We start from the raw sequence: 16,168 nt of genomic DNA on the forward strand, positions 1-16,168 counted from the left end.
AATCAGATTACAAGCGTCAACTCATCCAGGCCTTCAAACAGAGTATTTGGCAACAATGAGCTGCCAACGACCTTTCCAAAACCCGTGACATTAGTTTCATATGAAATACAAATTGACATTACTGAACCTTCGTTGAATAATAGACAAAAGGTGCTCAATGAAAAAAACATCACAATTACGAGAGGAACTTGTATGGAGATATTGTCAGAGAGACATAATAAAATTTTAGGACTCGCCAGGAAAAACGGCAGGGTCGAGGTGGAAGAACTTTCCGCAAGCTTTACAGTATCTCCCCAGACCATTCGAAAAGACTTAAATGAACTCTGCGACAAACAGCTGCTCCAACGTGTTCACGGAGGGGCCATTGTGGGTTCCGGCATTGAGAATGTCAGTTATGAAGCCAGAAGAATGCTCGCACCCGCTGCCAAAAAGGCCATAGGCCAAAGCGCTGCAGAACTCATCCCCGACAACTCGTCTCTACTCCTCAACATTGGAACCACCACTGAGCAGGTTGCCCACGCCCTCTATAACCACAGGGGGTTGCTTGTCATCACCAACAACATCAATGCTATTGATATCATGAAGCACTATCCAAACATAGAACTCATCATAGCAGGTGGACAGGTTCGACTCTCAGACGGTGGAATCGTCGGCGTTGCCGCCGTTGACTTTATCAATCAATTTAAGGTCGACTATGCTGTAATAGGTGTTTCAGCCATTGATGAAGATGGTTCACTTCTGGATTATGATTTTCGTGAAGTTCGAGTGGCCCAGGCTATCATAAAAAACGCAAGGCACGTTATCCTCGTTGCGGATACCATGAAATTCGAAAGGAGCGCTCCAATTCGCATAGGACACCTTTCACAAATCACGACACTTGTGACCGACAAAAGGTTACCGGGGAAACTTAGTGATATCTGTAAAGTAAATAACATTGGTATCGTTACCGCCCAATCCTAAGGATTTACACCCCATTCACAATGGAATGGTTTTTTCACAAGAATGTATAAAATTAGGGGGTTTTCGCTTGCCTCATAATTTTATTTCGGTTATTTATCATTTAGACTTGCGTTCGAAAGCGATCACAGCAAAAGCTGAAACCTCTCTCTTACACATATATTAAACTCAACAGAGTGCCGATCATGATGACACCTGTTTACGATGTAGCAACAACCGATTGGACCACTAGTGACTGCGGCATAAACCACTATGCTGCCAGGATGGACTTTTCTGCTATTTTCGATTTATCCGCCCACAAGTCACAATTCACTATGCCTCTCCTAAAGAGGTTTCCACAGCGTTTAATTCATTTTTTAGTATTTAGGGTGATCTTTATTTCTTACTCTAAACGGACAGCAACAGATACAGATGTATTGTGGCGACAGGAAAGATTCAATCGTAAAGAAACGAATCGTGAGAGTACTGTCCTTGATGGTTACATCAAAGAACAACTGGCGGCATACCTACAACCGCCACTGACGAGGAGAAGTAATGCAGCTTGAGCTACGCAATGTAAGTAAAAAAGTCGGGAAGGATTTCCACATCACCGACGTTTCTCTTGTATTCGAGCCGGGAACGTTGAATATCCTGCTCGGTCCTACACTTTCAGGTAAAACAACACTTATGCGTCTTATGGCGGGCCTGGATCAACCAACAACCGGCACGGTTCACTTTGGAGGAAAAGATGTTACTGGCGTTGCAGTTCAAAAACGTAATGCAGCCATGGTATATCAACAGTTCATCAACTACCCGAACCTCTCCGTCTTTGAAAATATCGCCTCCCCCATGCGTATTGCAAAGGTCGAAGAATCTATAATTAAAGAGAAGGTTGCAAAGGTTGCCTCCCTTCTAAAACTGGAAAACATGCTGGACCGTGGTCCAAATGAACTTTCCGGTGGACAACAGCAACGAACAGCCCTGGCCAGAGCCCTCGTTAAGGGTGCTGACCTGGTACTGTTGGACGAACCCCTTGCCAACCTTGATTACAAGCTGCGAGAAGAACTCCGCGAGGAATTGCCACGCATCTTCTCTGAAACCGGTGCTATCTTCGTTTACGCAACAACTGAACCATCTGAGGCACTGCTGCTTGGTGGAAATACCGCCACCCTGCACGAAGGGCAGGTCACCCAGTTTGGTGGTACCATAGAGGTGTTCACAAGACCTGAAAACCTGATCACCGCAAAGACACTCTCTGATCCCCCACTCAACACACTACCGGTGGTCAAGCTCAACGGCAGAATCCTCTACAAGAGCCATGTTGAAGTCCCCGTTCTTGGCAAACTACCCCAACTTCCAGATGACGATTACACCATCGCCTTCAGGCCCCATAACCTCTATCTAGAGCGGACAAAAGAGAGTGACATCAGTGTCAAGGCCAAGGTTGCGGTGACCGAAATAACAGGATCTGAGAGCTACGTCCATGTTGATGTGGCCGGAGTTCGCTGGGTACTGTTGGCGTCTGGAATCCATCAGTTCGACGTCAATGAAACAATCGAAATTTTTCTTGACCCCGATACATTTTATGTATTTGACAGAAACGAGTCTCTGGTTGTAACGCCGGAAACTGTGACCGGTGTATAGAAGGAGAATTGTATGGCAAATATTACACTTAAAGATATCGCACATTGTTATAGCGGCCCCTCAGACAACCCTGAAGACTACGCTCTCAAAAAGCTTAACCTCACCTGGCGTGATGGCGGAGCATATGCCCTCCTTGGCCCCTCTGGCTGTGGAAAAACAACCCTGTTGAATATTATTTCAGGTCTTCTGATTCCCACCGATGGTGAGGTGAGGTTTAATGAGGACAATGTCACAAAGCTGCCCACTGAACAGAGAAACATCGCTCAGATCTTTCAATTTCCAGTGATTTACGACACAATGACAGTGTTTCAAAATCTGGCCTTCCCCCTAAAGAACAGGGGGCGTTCCATGGAGGAAATTGAGCCACGGGTCATAGAACTTGCCGAGATGCTAGGTCTCAGTGAGAACCTGCACACCAAGGCACAGCATCTCACAGCCGATGCTAAACAGAAGATTTCCCTTGGTCGCGGACTGATCCGTCAATCTGTTAATGCAATCCTCTTTGATGAGCCCCTCACTGTAATTGATCCCCAACTCAAGTGGGAGATTCGCTCTCAGTTGAAATACCTGCACAAGCAGTTCGGTTTCACCATGATCTATGTTACCCACGATCAGACCGAGGCCCTCACCTTTGCTGACGAAGTTATTGTTATGTACGAGGGTCAAATCGTACAGGTCGGTACCCCTGAGGCGCTTTTTGAGCGCCCCGAGCACACCTTTGTCGGTTACTTCATCGGTTCACCGGGAATGAACATTGCTCCCTGTACACTTGCGGGCGATTCAATTGTTGTTGAAGGAAATGAAATTACTCTAGGTCTCAACTACCCTGTTCAAAAAAATGGGGACAAAATTGAAGTCGGTGTGCGACCTGAGCATCTTAACCTTACAACAACTGACACCCCCGGCGGCCTCCCTGTGACCGTTACAAAGATTGATGATATTGGCAGGTATAAGATCATCCGCGTCCAACTTGGAGACAAGGATTTTAACGTCGTCATGGATGAGTTTTCATCCGCAATCGGTGACAAGGTCAGCCTGCACTTTGACACCAGCCACACCCATATTTACGTGAATGATCACCTTATATCAGGAGATGCCAAATGATCGAAAAACAAGTAAATCAGAAAGCATGGTTTATGGTCCTGCCGGTTTTTCTTCTGGTAGCATTTAGTGCCATCATCCCACTCATGACCGTTGTAAACTATGCCTTCCAGGACACCTTTGGTAACAACCAGTTCTTCTGGATTGGCATGGACTGGTTCAAAGACATCATCCATTCGGAAAGATTCCACGATGCTTTTTTCAGACAGATCTCGTTTTCTGCAATCATCCTGGCCATTGAAATTCCTTTAGGTATTGCCATCGCACTTGCCATGCCTAAAAAAGGCTGGGCTGTACCGGTCTGCCTAATCTCCATGGCCCTGCCACTTCTCATTCCATGGAATGTTGTGGGAACCATCTGGCAGATTTTCGGCCGTGTTGACATTGGCCTGCTCGGACACAGCCTCGCATCCCTTGGAGTGGACTACAACTATACCCAGGATCCGGTTGCAGCATGGATTACAATTATTGTAATGGATGTATGGCACTGGACCAGCCTAGTTGTGTTGCTCTCCTATGCTGGACTGAGCTCTATCCCCGATGCATATTATCAGGCGGCAAAAATTGATGGTGCATCTCGAATTGCAGTATTCAGATATATCCAGCTCCCTAAAATGCAGCGTGTTCTGCTCATAGCGGTGCTGTTGAGATTTATGGACAGTTTCATGATCTACACCGAACCCTTTGTTATCACCGGTGGTGGCCCTGGAAACTCTACAACCTTTATGTCTATCGATCTTGTGAAGATGGCCATTGGACAGTTCGACCTCGGTCCCGCTGCAGCGATGTCACTTCTATATTTTCTCGTTATTCTCCTGCTCAGTTGGGTGTTCTACACTGTCATGAGCAACATCGGAGAAGAAAGCTCAAACGGAGGTGCCTGATATGCGCGGTAAGTGGATCATACCAACTCTATATATAATTTTTCTCATGTTGCCCATTTACTGGCTGGTCAACATGAGCCTTAAGACCAATGAAGAAATTCTTTCCGTCTTCAGTCTCTGGCCACAGAACCTGACCTTTGACAACTACATGGTGATCTTCACCGATCCGTCATGGTACTCAGGTTACATTAACTCGATGATCTACGTTTCTATAAACGTGGTTATCTCGGTATGTTTTGCCCTGCCTGCAGCCTATGCTTTTTCCAGATACAGCTTTATAGGTGACAAGCATCTGTTTTTCTGGCTGCTCACCAACCGCATGGCACCACCTGCTGTTTTCGCCCTGCCGTTTTTCCAGCTCTATTCGTCCATTGGTCTGTTTGATACCCATTTTGCGGTGGCCCTTGCCCACTGTCTCTTTAACCTGCCACTGGCTGTTTGGATTCTTGAAGGTTTTATGTCCGGTATTCCAAAAGAGATTGATGAAACCGCCTTTGTTGACGGGTATTCCTGGCCACGATTTTTCGTTAAAATATTCATCCCGAATATTGCTTCAGGTATCGGCGTTACAGCCTTTTTCTGTTTCATGTTCTCCTGGGTTGAGCTTTTGCTTGCACGAACCCTTACAGCGGTCAATGCGAAGCCAATCTCCGCCATTATGACCCGAACGGTATCCGCCTCAGGTCTTGATTGGGGTGTTCTTGCAGCAGCCGGTGTATTAACCATCGTTCCAGGTGCCCTGGTCATCTGGTTTGTCCGTAATCACATTGCCAAGGGTTTTGCCCTCGGACGAGTATAGGGGGAGAATGCTATGAATCTTAGCTGGATGGCATGGACTAAACCGACCGCCACTTTTTTTATTACTATTTTCTGTATTCTTATCATTATGACAATCTGGGAGAAGAAATCTCCCGGTGGCAATCCTCGCGTGGGTGTATTACGGTTTGAAACCACAAGGGGAGATCGCCTCTTTGTAACACTTCTGGGATCCGCCTATATTCATATTCTCTGGCTTGCTTTATTTGCCAGTTTCAGTTTATGGTGGGCTTTTGGAATCGCTTTAATATACGGAGTATGTGTATTTAAGTGGGTGTAATAGTTGTTTTTAGTGTCTTCAAATGTCAAACATATTTGACAACCTGTTCTTCATTGTGATAGCACAGTAAACGGGAGACACTACCCCCCGGTATCAGGTTCTGCATTCTGGGGTTGGTTTTTTAATTCTGTCACACTCGCTGTGACAGGAAAATCGTAAAACAATAGAGGAGAAAAATCGATGATCAAAAAGCTCGTAACAGCAACAGCCGTGGCAACCCTGCTGGCTGGTCCCGCTGCAGTACAGGCGGGGATCGACGAAGCAAAAAGTTGGGTAGAAAATGAATTTCAGCCATCAACTCTTTCCAAAGATGATCAAGTCAAGGAAATGGAGTGGTTTATTAAGGCTGCTGAGCCATTCAAGGGTATGGAGATTAAAGTTGTCTCAGAAACCATCACCACCCATGAATATGAATCCAAGACTCTTGCAAAAGCTTTTACAGAAATCACCGGTATTAAAGTAACCCATGACCTTATTGGTGAGGGTGATGTTATTGAAAAACTGCAGACACAAATGCAGTCAAACAAGAACATCTATGATGCATACATTAACGATTCCGATCTGATCGGAACCCACTTCCGTTATCAGCAGGCTGTGAACCTTACAGACTGGATGGGTGGAGAAGGAAAGGCAGTAACAAACCCAGGTCTTGACCTCGATGACTTCATGGGCATTTCTTTCACCACTGCACCTGACGGAAGCCTCTATCAACTCCCTGACCAGCAGTTTGCCAACCTCTACTGGTTCCGTTATGACTGGTTCAAAAAGCCAGAGCTACGCGCCAAATTCAAAGAAGCATATGGATATGAACTTGGTGTACCAGTTAACTGGTCTGCATATGAAGATATCGCTGAATTCTTCACCGATAAAGTAAAAGAGATCGATGGAAAACCTGTCTATGGTCACATGGATTATGGTAAAAAAGATCCATCTCTTGGATGGCGCTTCACCGATGCATGGTTCTCCATGGCCGGTGGTGGTGACAAGGGAATTCCAAACGGTCTTCCTGTAGACGAATGGGGTATCCGCGTTGAAGGTTGTCAACCTGTAGGTTCATCTGTTTCCCGTGGTGGTGCTACCAATGCACCTCCTGCAGTATATGCGCTTACCAAATACATTGACTGGCTTAAAAAATATGCTCCACCTGAAGCTGCTGGTATGACTTTTTCTGAAGCTGGTCCAGTACCTGCCCAGGGCGCTATTGCACAGCAGATTTTCTGGTACACAGCATTTACCGCAGATATGGCCAAATCAGGAACCCCTGTTGTTGATGAAAACGACAATCCTAAATGGCGCATGGCTCCTTCCCCACGTGGACCATACTGGGAAGAAGGCATGAAACTCGGGTATCAGGATGCTGGATCATGGACCCTGATGGAATCAACACCTGTTGATCGCCGTAAAGCTGCCTGGCTCTATGCCCAGTTTGTTGTTTCCAAGTCTGTATCGCTGAAGAAAACCCACGTTGGTCTCACCCCAATTCGTAACAGTGACATCAACCATGAGTCTTTCACCGAGCGTGCACCTAAACTTGGTGGACTCGTTGAATTCTATAGAAGTCCTGCCCGTGTTCAGTGGACTCCAACCGGAACCAACGTACCTGATTATCCAAAACTTGCTCAACTCTGGTGGCAGAATGTTGCTGACGCAGTAACCGGCGACAAGAATCCTCAGGAAGCAATGGATTCACTTGCAAAGCAACAGGACAAAGTACTTATGCGTCTTGAGCGTGCAGGCATCCAGGGTGAGTGTGGTCCTAAGCTTAATAAGCCACAGGATCCATCCGTATGGCTCAACATGCCTGGTTCTCCAAAAGCAAAACTTGCCAACGAGAAGCCTCAAGGTATAACTGTTGATTATGATGAGCTCATCAAAACCTGGGCTGAAGCAGCAAAATAATTAGTAACCCTTTCGTCTAGCTCACTCGCTTGACGCTAGACGAAAACAGCCCCAGCCTGTTACAGGCAAAAAAAACAGGTTGCTGGCACTTGCCGCAACCTGTTTTTCTTTGAACAAAACGTACATATTATGAGCAAAGACACTTTTGCAAATCGCTTAAAATTTTAGTGTCCGTATTAACCGGATTCGCACATAAGGAGATCAGCGATGGCATCGCACATTCTTGCAATCGACCAGGGAACAACCTCCAGTAGAGCTATCATTTTCAATTCGAACCTTGAGATAATTGCATCCGCCCAGGAGGAATTTGAACAGTTCTTCCCTCAGTCGGGCTGGGTTGAACACGACCCAAATGAGATTTGGGGCACCACGCTTTCTACCTGCAAAAAAGCTCTTGAAAAATCCGGCCTTAGTGCGACAGATATCGCGAGTATCGGCATTACCAATCAGCGGGAAACTACAATACTCTGGGATAAGACAACGGGCCAAGCCATTCATAAAGCCATAGTCTGGCAAGACCGCAGAACGACCTCATATTGTGCTGAACTTAGTGAAGCAGGGCACGACGAGATGATAACCGCTAAAACGGGACTCCTCCTTGATTCCTACTTTTCAGGCACCAAAATCAAATGGCTTCTCGACAACGTCGAGGGCGCAAGGGCTAAAGCTGAGGCGGGAGAGCTACTCTTTGGTACAGTGGATACCTTTATCCTCTGGCACCTTACAGCAGGAGAAAGCCACGCTACCGACGCCACCAACGCCTCCAGAACAATGCTCTTTAATATCCATGAGAACTGCTGGGATAAAGAGCTCCTTGAGCTGATTGGCATCCCCGAATCAATCCTGCCGAAGGTTCTCGACTGTTCTGCTGATTTCGGACAGACCGACCCAAATGTACTTGGCGCTCCAATACAAATCGGAGGAATTGCTGGCGACCAGCAGGCTGCCCTTGTAGGCCAGGCGTGTTTTAATCCAGGTATGATTAAATCCACCTATGGAACCGGTTGTTTTGTAGTACTCAATACCGGTGACAAGGCGGTGCGATCAAACAACAAGCTGCTTACAACCATCGGCTACCGAATTAACGGCAGAACCACCTACGCCCTTGAGGGCTCAATCTTTGTTGCCGGTGCGGCAGTACAGTGGATGCGTGATGCCATGGGGCTTATTGAAGCAGCGTCCGAAACTGGAAAGCTTGCGCGGGAAGCTGACATTAATCAAGATGTATATTTAGTACCCGCCTTTACAGGACTTGGTGCCCCCCACTGGGATGGCGAAGCCCGGGGTGCTATTTTTGGCATTACCCGTGCAACCGGACCTGCCGAACTTTCAAAGGCGGCCCTTGAATCCGTCTGTTACCAGACCCGCGATTTGCTCGATGCCATGCGTAAAGACTGGACCGATATGGGAGAGACTGTTCTCAGGGTTGATGGCGGCATGGTTGCCTCCAACTACACCATGCAGTTTCTCTCTGACATCTTGAGTGCACCTGTGGATCGTCCTAAGGTTCTCGAAACCACGGCTCTTGGAGCTGCCTATCTGGCAGGACTTTTCGCCGGCATCTGCCCATCACCAGAAGAAATGGGTGATGGCTGGCAAAGGGACAAGAGATTCACCCCAGATCTTGATGAAGATATCCGCGCCAGAAAATACAAAGGCTGGCAGGACGCAGTTTCCAGAACCCTGACTAAATAGTTACATCACAGAGCAACCTTACAACCGTGATGCAACATCATGGTTGTAAGGTTGCCCCTTCTTTTCACCCTCACTATTCCACTCCCACCTGCTGTCGTCAGACAATATAGTTTGGCCACTTACATTAAAGATTGACCAAAACGGCAAAGTGACAATAAAGTTTGTCCATTTTTCACCTTAATTCAATTCAATTGTTCATATGAAAGTATTATCAACGCCGACGATCGCCGAAAATGGAGTAGTTGTCTCGGTTAATAATCGGGAACATTTTGGGCTGGGGTATAGTTTTTCTTGTCAGGAATATCTTGCTTTAAAAAAGACCAAGAAGACCTTTTTATGTTGCTAGGTTTATGAGACGAGTTTTCCATGACCTTCACAGGAATAGTCCTAATTTGCAGGATTCCTTAAATAATTAATACTGCCATTACGAGCCTAAATCCTTGCGATAACGATCCAGCGATCAGATGAGTTTCAGCTACTATCTTATACGTAATAAAACTGATATGATAGACACAATGATTTTTAGAAGGCTGACCTTTTTCATCTATAATGGGAGAAAAGTATGAGTATTCAATTTAGACATTCGAATTTATTGATAATATCTATATTGTTTTTAACCTGGTCAATCGCAGGGGCTCATGGCTGGATGGCCCCAAAAGAATTTAGCAAAATGATCAATCCTATTACCCTGGATAGTGCCTCAACATCCAGAGGAGAAATTGTATTTCTGGAGAATTGCGCAGCATGTCATGGTGATAATGCCAAAGGGTTAAGTACAGAAAAAACTAATCTGGAGATAAATACTCCCAATCTAGTGCAAAGATTAGCCACCCATTCGGATGGTGATTTTTTCTGGAAAATACAGGAAGGAAAAGGTGAAATGCCTGCTTTCAAAAAAGATATTGATGACAATGATATTTGGAATGTAATCAATTTTATCAAAGCACTCAAGTAAGTCATGAAGTAATTCGCACAAACTAATAATTCAAAATACCTGACAGAACAGCTGACTCAATTTACTTGTTCGTATAAACTTACCGATTATGAATCGAGACTTTTCTGCCGTAAGGTAACAAACGAATCCCCTAGCTTTTGCATATTCATCAACATTGCCCGTTCTATTGTTCCGTAAGAAAAATAGGATTTTAGATCCAACGACTGCGTAGAATTGTGTTGTGCAATAAGAAATATCAGTCTTGAAAACCTTTTTTGCAAATTTCCTTGCTACGAATCCGTGCAATATAATCAAACAAGAATAGTGCAGAAAGTCTCTTTCCTCATCAAACCTCATTTAAAGAACAATGAGGGATCAGTATCTTTTATTCGTATATAGAGTAGGACGTTAAAATAAAACAACTGTACTACAACCCAGGTATCTACCTACTATGCTACGTACCAGAAGCCTTAAACAAAAATTAGCATTTTTAGTCATTCTACCTCTTTGTCTCATTTTGCTAGTTGCAGGTAGTATAGGTATCCGGCTGATAGAAAATGTTTTATTTAATCAGTGGGAAGAAACTGCCATCAGTAAGATGCAAAGATCTGCTCACAATGTTGATATGAGATTGATGCGTCCTAAAGAGCTCTTTCGTTTTTTTCAGCAAAACAGACTAAAAGAACTTTCCTGGAGGGATTTACAGTTACTTATTGAGCAACTCAATGCAATTGATGGTGTTGTAGAGGTTAAATCGAATTTCTCACAGGAAAATCAAAATTTCATGGGAGGGATGCATAGCTTACAAAATATACAAATATCATCACTCGACTATAATTCTAAATTAATGGGTCAAACCGTCTCCGTGGTCGCTCAATTTGGACCAACAAAAATTCGCAATGAGTCATATGTCGAGGTAGTTGTCGAATTTATTGATCTCGTTGAACAAATAGTTAACGCCCCTTGGTGGAAAGGAAACAAGGCATTTGTACTCGATCAAAACGGGGCAATACTCGTAAGCACAGAGCGTAGAAAAGATGTAACAGAAAATATAGATCCAACTAAGAGAACTTTTGGATCGGCAAATGAGCTTGAAGTTATGACATGGCAAGCCATACAAAACAACACTTCTGGTACGGTCTTTTCTCCAGGCAAGACTCCTAAAATGGTTAGTGGCTTTTATCATCTCAAAGAAGCACCGTGGACCATTGTTGTCATGGCAGATGGGAAAAGCGTGTTGCAACCAATCCTTACTTTCAAAAAGTATTACTACCTTTTGTGCACCATAGTCATCCTATCAGTACTCTTGTATCTATGGGTGATTACAAGCAAAGTGACACGATCCATAAATCGAATATCTACAGGGGCAAATAGCCTTGCAATGGGAGTCTTTGGTTCCCCATTGGTTATTGATAGCAAAGATGAAATTGGTGATTTAACACATAGTTTTAATACTATGAGTGCTCAGTTAAAAGAGCGTATTCATCTCCGCCAGGAGATGAGCTTAGCCGGAGAGGTTCAAAATAACCTGCTCCCTCACGTAGATTTTAAAGCAGAGGGTTTAGATATTGCTGTTGCAACAAAATACTGTGATGAAACTGGTGGAGATTACGTCGATATCATCAAAACATCACATGCAGAAAGTAGGGCGACTGTTGTTGTCGGTGATGTGGTTGGTCATGGCATAGGCGCATCACTACTGATGGCTACACTGCGCGCCCTTTTAAGAGGCAGAGCAAGCATGCCTGGATCGTCAGAAGAGATTACCGGTGATGTTAATACACTTTTGTGTAAAGACACTCTTCGTTCTGGTAATTTTGCAACTCTTTTTTATATCACGATCGATTGTTCAGAAAAATCTATCGAATGGGTGCGCTGTGGTCATGAGCCAGCTCTACTATATTATCCAAAGCAGAGCACTTTTACAGAACTAAAAGGATCTGGCCTAGCAATGGGAATTGACTCAAATTATCAACCAACTATGAATAAGAAGACTTTTTTAGATGATAGCCAAATCCTACTTATAGGTACAGATGGTATATGGGATGTTGAAAACAAACATGGTGAAGCATTTGGCAAAAAGAGAACTAGAGAGCTTATAGTTAAATATGCTCAATTGTCGGCAAGGGAAATAACAAACAACATTCTTGACACTATTGAGGTGTTTCGTGGAAATCAGTCACAAAATGATGACATCACTTTGGCAATAATTAAGACACAATCTGCTAAAATAATTTAGCGTTAAGCTAGAATAATTTGCAACATCAATATGCTTTTTTACATGTAAGAGAGAGAAGGCAACCGGCGGATTATATACTTGGAGGACAAAATGGTCTTAAAAACAGTTATACTCTCCTTGCTCGTTGGATCAATTTCTATAATACATATAACCTATGCGGGATCCGAAATGGGATTCCACATTCTGCATCAACAACTTTTTTTCATCCCTCTCATACTTACAAGCTTCTGGTTCGGATTGCAAACCGCATCGATAACCGCCCCAGTAATCAGTTTGTTATATGGTCTTCCAATGCTGTTTGGTGACCACGAACATAGCAGCCATTTAATTGTTTTTACCCAAATTGCCCTTTATTTTTTCGTGGGCTTGCTCATCGGTTGGTTATCTGATCGGCAACGCAAACAGCAACGCAAACTAGTTAAAAACGAGAGAGGCACTGCTCTTGGTAAAGCAGCCTCTGCACTTAGTTTTGAGGTGCAAAGCATTGTGAGGCGAATAGAGTCTATTCATAAACTAGCAGGATCCAATGGGGGCAAGTCTTCCTACGATGACATGATCTCCGAAATAGATCGGTTAAAAAATCTTCTAGCGTCCTTAAGTAAATTCAGTAAACCACTCGGTAATCTGTCTTTATCCCGTGATCTGAATGAGTTGATTCAACAGAGGCTACCGACGTATCAAAAACTTGCCCATGAAAAGAGAATAAAGATTCTCACAGATCTTGATCTAAATGGTTGTCCAACAATGATTACTTCCGAATCCATACCAAGGGTTATCGACTCGCTAGTTGACAATGCAATTGATTTTTCAAAGAGCGGTCAATCAATCGTCATATCCTCAGCAGGAAGAGGGGAATTTTGTCTACTCGGAGTCTCTGATTCCGGTCCAGGAGTCTCAAAAGAGAATGAAAATAAACTTTTCAGTGTGTTTTTCACCACAAAAGAAGATGGATATGGACTTTCCCTCTCTTCCGGGAGAAAAATGCTGCGCGACCTTGGAGGTGATCTATTTTATGAATCGAATGAAAATGGCGGGGCTACCTTCAAAATGAAAATTCCTCGAGATAGTCCAAGTGAAAATGCTGGCGATTACGTCAGTTCCACCCTGCCTGAACAAAAGCAGAAAACTGATTCAATTTAACCTCGATAGATCTTTACAGAGACAGCTCGAATTTCCACCCCCCACAAATTAGCCTTTACTTAGCAGGAGTTACTATGAAAACCTTATTGTTATCATTTATAGTTTCCAGTATTTTCTTGATTTCAACTCTCGGCATGGCACAATCAAAACATGGATCTACTACGGAGATGCCCATGCATGATGCCATGACGATGGAATTGTCAATGAACCATCAAAATATGAAGGAGATGGGGCAATTGATGAAGAAAATGAGCGACACCATGAAAAAGCATATGATGACGCATGAACAACAATCTGAATGCGCCAGAATTATGAATGAATTATCCAATACAATGCTGGATTGTGCTGCTGATGTTAATTTGAATGATGTTGATAAGCACAAGGATGGAATAAAGGAAATAACCAAAGAATGGGATTACTTCCAAGATCAACTTTTAAAGAACGACGGTAATTAAATGAAGTAGTATGAACATTATCTATCCTTCAAGAAGGTAATATTTCACGCACTTCAACGGATGGCCGGAAGCGTCGCGGTTTTGGTCATCCGCATACCTCCACGTTATTATTACCATCTCGAAGGTCTTAATATTCTACTAACGTTCCGAGTTTACACTATTCCTGTGAAGTTCGGACTTGATCATGCCTGGAAAAAATGTCAGAAATGGAGCATCTTCAAATCAAAGATAATTCCAGATTGTCAGATTGTTAAGGGAGACCATTAAAAACAAAAAAATAACGAAATGGAATAGTTGCTCGCCTCAAGTATAATTTTATAGATCAGGTAACATGCCTGCTCCAAGTAGACCACGTTATTCATGATCAAAAACATAACCTAGAGAACGCCTGCTCTTAAAAAAAATAGGCTTTTTAGGTTGCTCTTCAAAATAGCGCCGAAACCGAACGATATAATTATCCACAGTGCGTGTTGAGGTTCCTTTGCTATATCCCCAGCCGATTTCAAGCAGTTTACTACGAGAAAGAGGTCTTCCTTTATTTATGATAAAAAGCTTCAGCACCTTTATTTCCTGCTCTGTGAGCTGAATTTTACCAGTATTGCATTCTGCGACGCCGTTGGTGAAATCTATAGTGTTCATTCCAAAGCGATATGGAACTTGTCCACCCACACCACCGATTGGCGAATTACCTTTTTCATGCTGCCACTGGTCCCGTGTGAGCAATCGTTTGACTCTCAGCAAGAATTCTTCAAGACTGAAGGGCTTAGTCATGTAGTCATCAACCCCAACAACAAAACCTTCAATCCTGTCAGACGGATCAACTTTTGCTGAAAGAATAAGAATAGGCAGACGCTCATCTTCAAGGCGAATATTTTTGAGAATCTGCATTCCATCAATGCCCGGCAACATAAGGTCAAGTACTATCAGTTGGGGAGACCACTGCTTCCAGGCATCCAATCCTTCAATGCCATTCTGCGCCACTTTCACCTCATACCCCTGTAGACTCAGATTCAACTCAATCCCTTCAGCGATATGAAGATCGTCTTCAATGATTAGAATACGCTTTTTGTTCATTGCATCCATTGTAATTTCTCTGTGGGTTATTCCACTCTTCCCTGTTTGGGGGTTATCATTGGCAAAGAAATCGTAAAACGTGCTCCTTTACCGGGTCCTTCACTTTCTGCTGAGATCTTGCCTTTATGGAATTTAATAACCTGTTCGGCCATATACAAGCCAAGGCCTGTTCCTCCAGACTGGCTCCAATCTGCCCGTTCAATCTGGAAGAACTTTCTAAAGATTTTTTTGACATAGGATTTTTCAAAGCCAATACCATTATCAAAAAAACTAACCAGTATATTTTTATCCGTCTGGCTAAAAGTAATAGTGATCCGAGGGCTATCACTATTATTATATTGTATGGCGTTCGATAGTAAATTCATCAGCAGCATGTGGAACAGAGAAGGATTAATGGCGCAGTAGTAACACACATCATCTTTCTTATTGATCTGGATATCGCTGCCTCTAAATAACTGCACATTGTCCTCACAAAAACCTTCAACTTTCTCCCCAAGGTCGACCAAAACCAGTTCTCCCCCAAAAATCTTCGCTTCAAGCCGAGCCAGATTAAGGATACCATTAATGTTTTCAGAAAGTCTTTCCACATCAGCGAGCATGTACTCAAGATACTTCAATTGCTTGTCTCGGGGCAGTTCATGTTTGATGAAGGTCTCGAGATAGAGCCGGAGTGAGGTTGTTGGAGTTTTCAGCTCGTGGGTAAAACTATTGATAAATTTATGCTGGGAACTATACAACGCAAGAGTTTTCCGCTGATAAACAAAGATCATGAAAATACCAATGAGAATAATGCCAACCAGGATTGACATAATCATGATCACGACCCAGGTCTGCCAGGCTACAAACTGTTGCGGGTCAAGATTGGTCTTTTCAAGTACAGCCTTCAGCCCGCTACTGACCTCTACATACCAGTAGATATATAAAAACAGAGAGAGCCCAAGGGCTATAATAGAGAAAATAAAGATAAAAATTGGGTGCGCAAACCAGAAAGCACGTCTCATCACATTCAGATGTTTTGTAAAAGAATTGTCATTTGAAAATCTTATCTATCTACAAGGAATTTAATACCTT

At 43.6% G+C, this 16,168-nt stretch carries 15 protein-coding genes; 13 read left to right on the forward strand and 2 right to left on the reverse strand.

What is annotated here, in order from left to right:
- The first annotated feature begins 192 nt into the window (after positions 1 to 192).
- The 13 genes from ACX6CI_RS17635 (at position 193) to ACX6CI_RS17695 (ending at position 14,023) form a co-directional block, all read left to right on the forward strand.
- Positions 193 to 960 carry a DeoR/GlpR family DNA-binding transcription regulator gene (locus ACX6CI_RS17635; protein WP_458774970.1) on the forward strand — a complete coding sequence of 256 codons (768 nt, stop codon included), beginning with the start codon at positions 193 to 195 and terminating at the stop codon, positions 958 to 960.
- Between the two features lie 182 nt (positions 961 to 1,142).
- Entirely contained in the window at positions 1,143 to 1,502 is a 360-nt protein-coding gene (locus tag ACX6CI_RS17640) for a hypothetical protein (RefSeq protein ID WP_458774971.1), read from the forward strand.
- Positions 1,492 to 2,580 carry an ABC transporter ATP-binding protein gene (locus ACX6CI_RS17645; protein WP_458774972.1) on the forward strand — a complete coding sequence of 363 codons (1,089 nt, stop codon included), beginning with the start codon at positions 1,492 to 1,494 and terminating at the stop codon, positions 2,578 to 2,580. Before ACX6CI_RS17640 ends, ACX6CI_RS17645 begins: the two co-directional genes overlap by 11 nt.
- A gap of 12 nt (positions 2,581 to 2,592) precedes the next feature.
- Positions 2,593 to 3,684 carry an ABC transporter ATP-binding protein gene (locus ACX6CI_RS17650; protein ID WP_458774973.1) on the forward strand — a complete coding sequence of 364 codons (1,092 nt, stop codon included), beginning with the start codon at positions 2,593 to 2,595 and terminating at the stop codon, positions 3,682 to 3,684.
- On the forward strand, positions 3,684 to 4,565 hold the full coding sequence (locus ACX6CI_RS17655; protein WP_458778483.1) for a carbohydrate ABC transporter permease: 882 nt from the start codon (positions 3,684 to 3,686) through the stop codon (positions 4,563 to 4,565). The genes ACX6CI_RS17650 and ACX6CI_RS17655 overlap by 1 nt, the downstream gene beginning before the upstream one ends.
- Position 4,566: 1 nt before the next feature.
- Positions 4,567 to 5,364, forward strand: a complete 798-nt coding sequence (locus ACX6CI_RS17660) for a carbohydrate ABC transporter permease (protein ID WP_458774974.1) — start codon at positions 4,567 to 4,569, stop codon at positions 5,362 to 5,364.
- A gap of 12 nt (positions 5,365 to 5,376) precedes the next feature.
- Positions 5,377 to 5,661, forward strand: a complete 285-nt coding sequence (locus tag ACX6CI_RS17665; protein WP_458774975.1) for a DUF2160 domain-containing protein — start codon at positions 5,377 to 5,379, stop codon at positions 5,659 to 5,661.
- Positions 5,662 to 5,841: 180 nt separating this feature from the next.
- Complete coding sequence (locus ACX6CI_RS17670) at positions 5,842 to 7,560, forward strand: ABC transporter substrate-binding protein (protein ID WP_458774976.1); 1,719 nt, start codon at positions 5,842 to 5,844, stop codon at positions 7,558 to 7,560.
- Between the two features lie 207 nt (positions 7,561 to 7,767).
- Positions 7,768 to 9,255 carry a glycerol kinase GlpK gene (gene glpK, locus ACX6CI_RS17675; protein ID WP_458774977.1) on the forward strand — a complete coding sequence of 496 codons (1,488 nt, stop codon included), beginning with the start codon at positions 7,768 to 7,770 and terminating at the stop codon, positions 9,253 to 9,255.
- 562 nt (positions 9,256 to 9,817) lie between these two features.
- Positions 9,818 to 10,210, forward strand: a complete 393-nt coding sequence (locus ACX6CI_RS17680) for a c-type cytochrome (RefSeq protein ID WP_458774978.1) — start codon at positions 9,818 to 9,820, stop codon at positions 10,208 to 10,210.
- A gap of 496 nt (positions 10,211 to 10,706) precedes the next feature.
- Positions 10,707 to 12,428, forward strand: a complete 1,722-nt coding sequence (locus ACX6CI_RS17685) for a SpoIIE family protein phosphatase (protein ID WP_458774980.1) — start codon at positions 10,707 to 10,709, stop codon at positions 12,426 to 12,428.
- Positions 12,429 to 12,518: 90 nt separating this feature from the next.
- Positions 12,519 to 13,568: an ATP-binding protein gene (locus ACX6CI_RS17690; protein ID WP_458774981.1), complete on the forward strand. Its 1,050-nt coding sequence runs from the start codon at positions 12,519 to 12,521 to the stop codon at positions 13,566 to 13,568.
- A 74-nt stretch (positions 13,569 to 13,642) separates the two neighbouring features.
- Positions 13,643 to 14,023 carry a hypothetical protein gene (locus tag ACX6CI_RS17695; RefSeq protein ID WP_458774982.1) on the forward strand — a complete coding sequence of 127 codons (381 nt, stop codon included), beginning with the start codon at positions 13,643 to 13,645 and terminating at the stop codon, positions 14,021 to 14,023.
- Positions 14,024 to 14,377: 354 nt separating this feature from the next.
- Here ACX6CI_RS17695 and ACX6CI_RS17700 read toward each other — a convergent pair whose 3' ends face one another.
- Together ACX6CI_RS17700 and ACX6CI_RS17705 are read right to left on the reverse strand one after the other, a co-directional pair.
- On the reverse strand, positions 14,378 to 15,106 hold the full coding sequence (locus ACX6CI_RS17700) for a response regulator transcription factor (protein ID WP_458774983.1): 729 nt from the start codon (positions 15,104 to 15,106) through the stop codon (positions 14,378 to 14,380).
- 17 nt (positions 15,107 to 15,123) lie between these two features.
- On the reverse strand, positions 15,124 to 16,098 hold the full coding sequence (locus ACX6CI_RS17705) for a sensor histidine kinase (RefSeq protein ID WP_458774984.1): 975 nt from the start codon (positions 16,096 to 16,098) through the stop codon (positions 15,124 to 15,126).
- Between the last annotated feature and the right edge of the window lie 70 nt (positions 16,099 to 16,168).

The organism is Desulforhopalus glucosivorans (assembly GCF_054397165.1).

Coding starts and splice junctions, on each gene's coding strand:
- ACX6CI_RS17640 (WP_458774971.1), top strand. CDS start 1,143: ATGATGACACCTGTTTACGATGTAGCAACAACCGATTGGACCACTAGT.
- ACX6CI_RS17670 (WP_458774976.1), top strand. CDS start 5,842: ATGATCAAAAAGCTCGTAACAGCAACAGCCGTGGCAACCCTGCTGGCT.
- ACX6CI_RS17635 (WP_458774970.1), top strand. CDS start 193: ATGGAGATATTGTCAGAGAGACATAATAAAATTTTAGGACTCGCCAGG.
- ACX6CI_RS17665 (WP_458774975.1), top strand. CDS start 5,377: ATGAATCTTAGCTGGATGGCATGGACTAAACCGACCGCCACTTTTTTT.
- ACX6CI_RS17660 (WP_458774974.1), top strand. CDS start 4,567: ATGCGCGGTAAGTGGATCATACCAACTCTATATATAATTTTTCTCATG.
- ACX6CI_RS17690 (WP_458774981.1), top strand. CDS start 12,519: ATGGTCTTAAAAACAGTTATACTCTCCTTGCTCGTTGGATCAATTTCT.
- glpK (WP_458774977.1), top strand. CDS start 7,768: ATGGCATCGCACATTCTTGCAATCGACCAGGGAACAACCTCCAGTAGA.
- ACX6CI_RS17680 (WP_458774978.1), top strand. CDS start 9,818: ATGAGTATTCAATTTAGACATTCGAATTTATTGATAATATCTATATTG.
- ACX6CI_RS17645 (WP_458774972.1), top strand. CDS start 1,492: ATGCAGCTTGAGCTACGCAATGTAAGTAAAAAAGTCGGGAAGGATTTC.
- ACX6CI_RS17705 (WP_458774984.1), bottom strand. CDS start 16,098: ATGAGACGTGCTTTCTGGTTTGCGCACCCAATTTTTATCTTTATTTTC.
- ACX6CI_RS17650 (WP_458774973.1), top strand. CDS start 2,593: ATGGCAAATATTACACTTAAAGATATCGCACATTGTTATAGCGGCCCC.
- ACX6CI_RS17700 (WP_458774983.1), bottom strand. CDS start 15,106: ATGGATGCAATGAACAAAAAGCGTATTCTAATCATTGAAGACGATCTT.
- ACX6CI_RS17695 (WP_458774982.1), top strand. CDS start 13,643: ATGAAAACCTTATTGTTATCATTTATAGTTTCCAGTATTTTCTTGATT.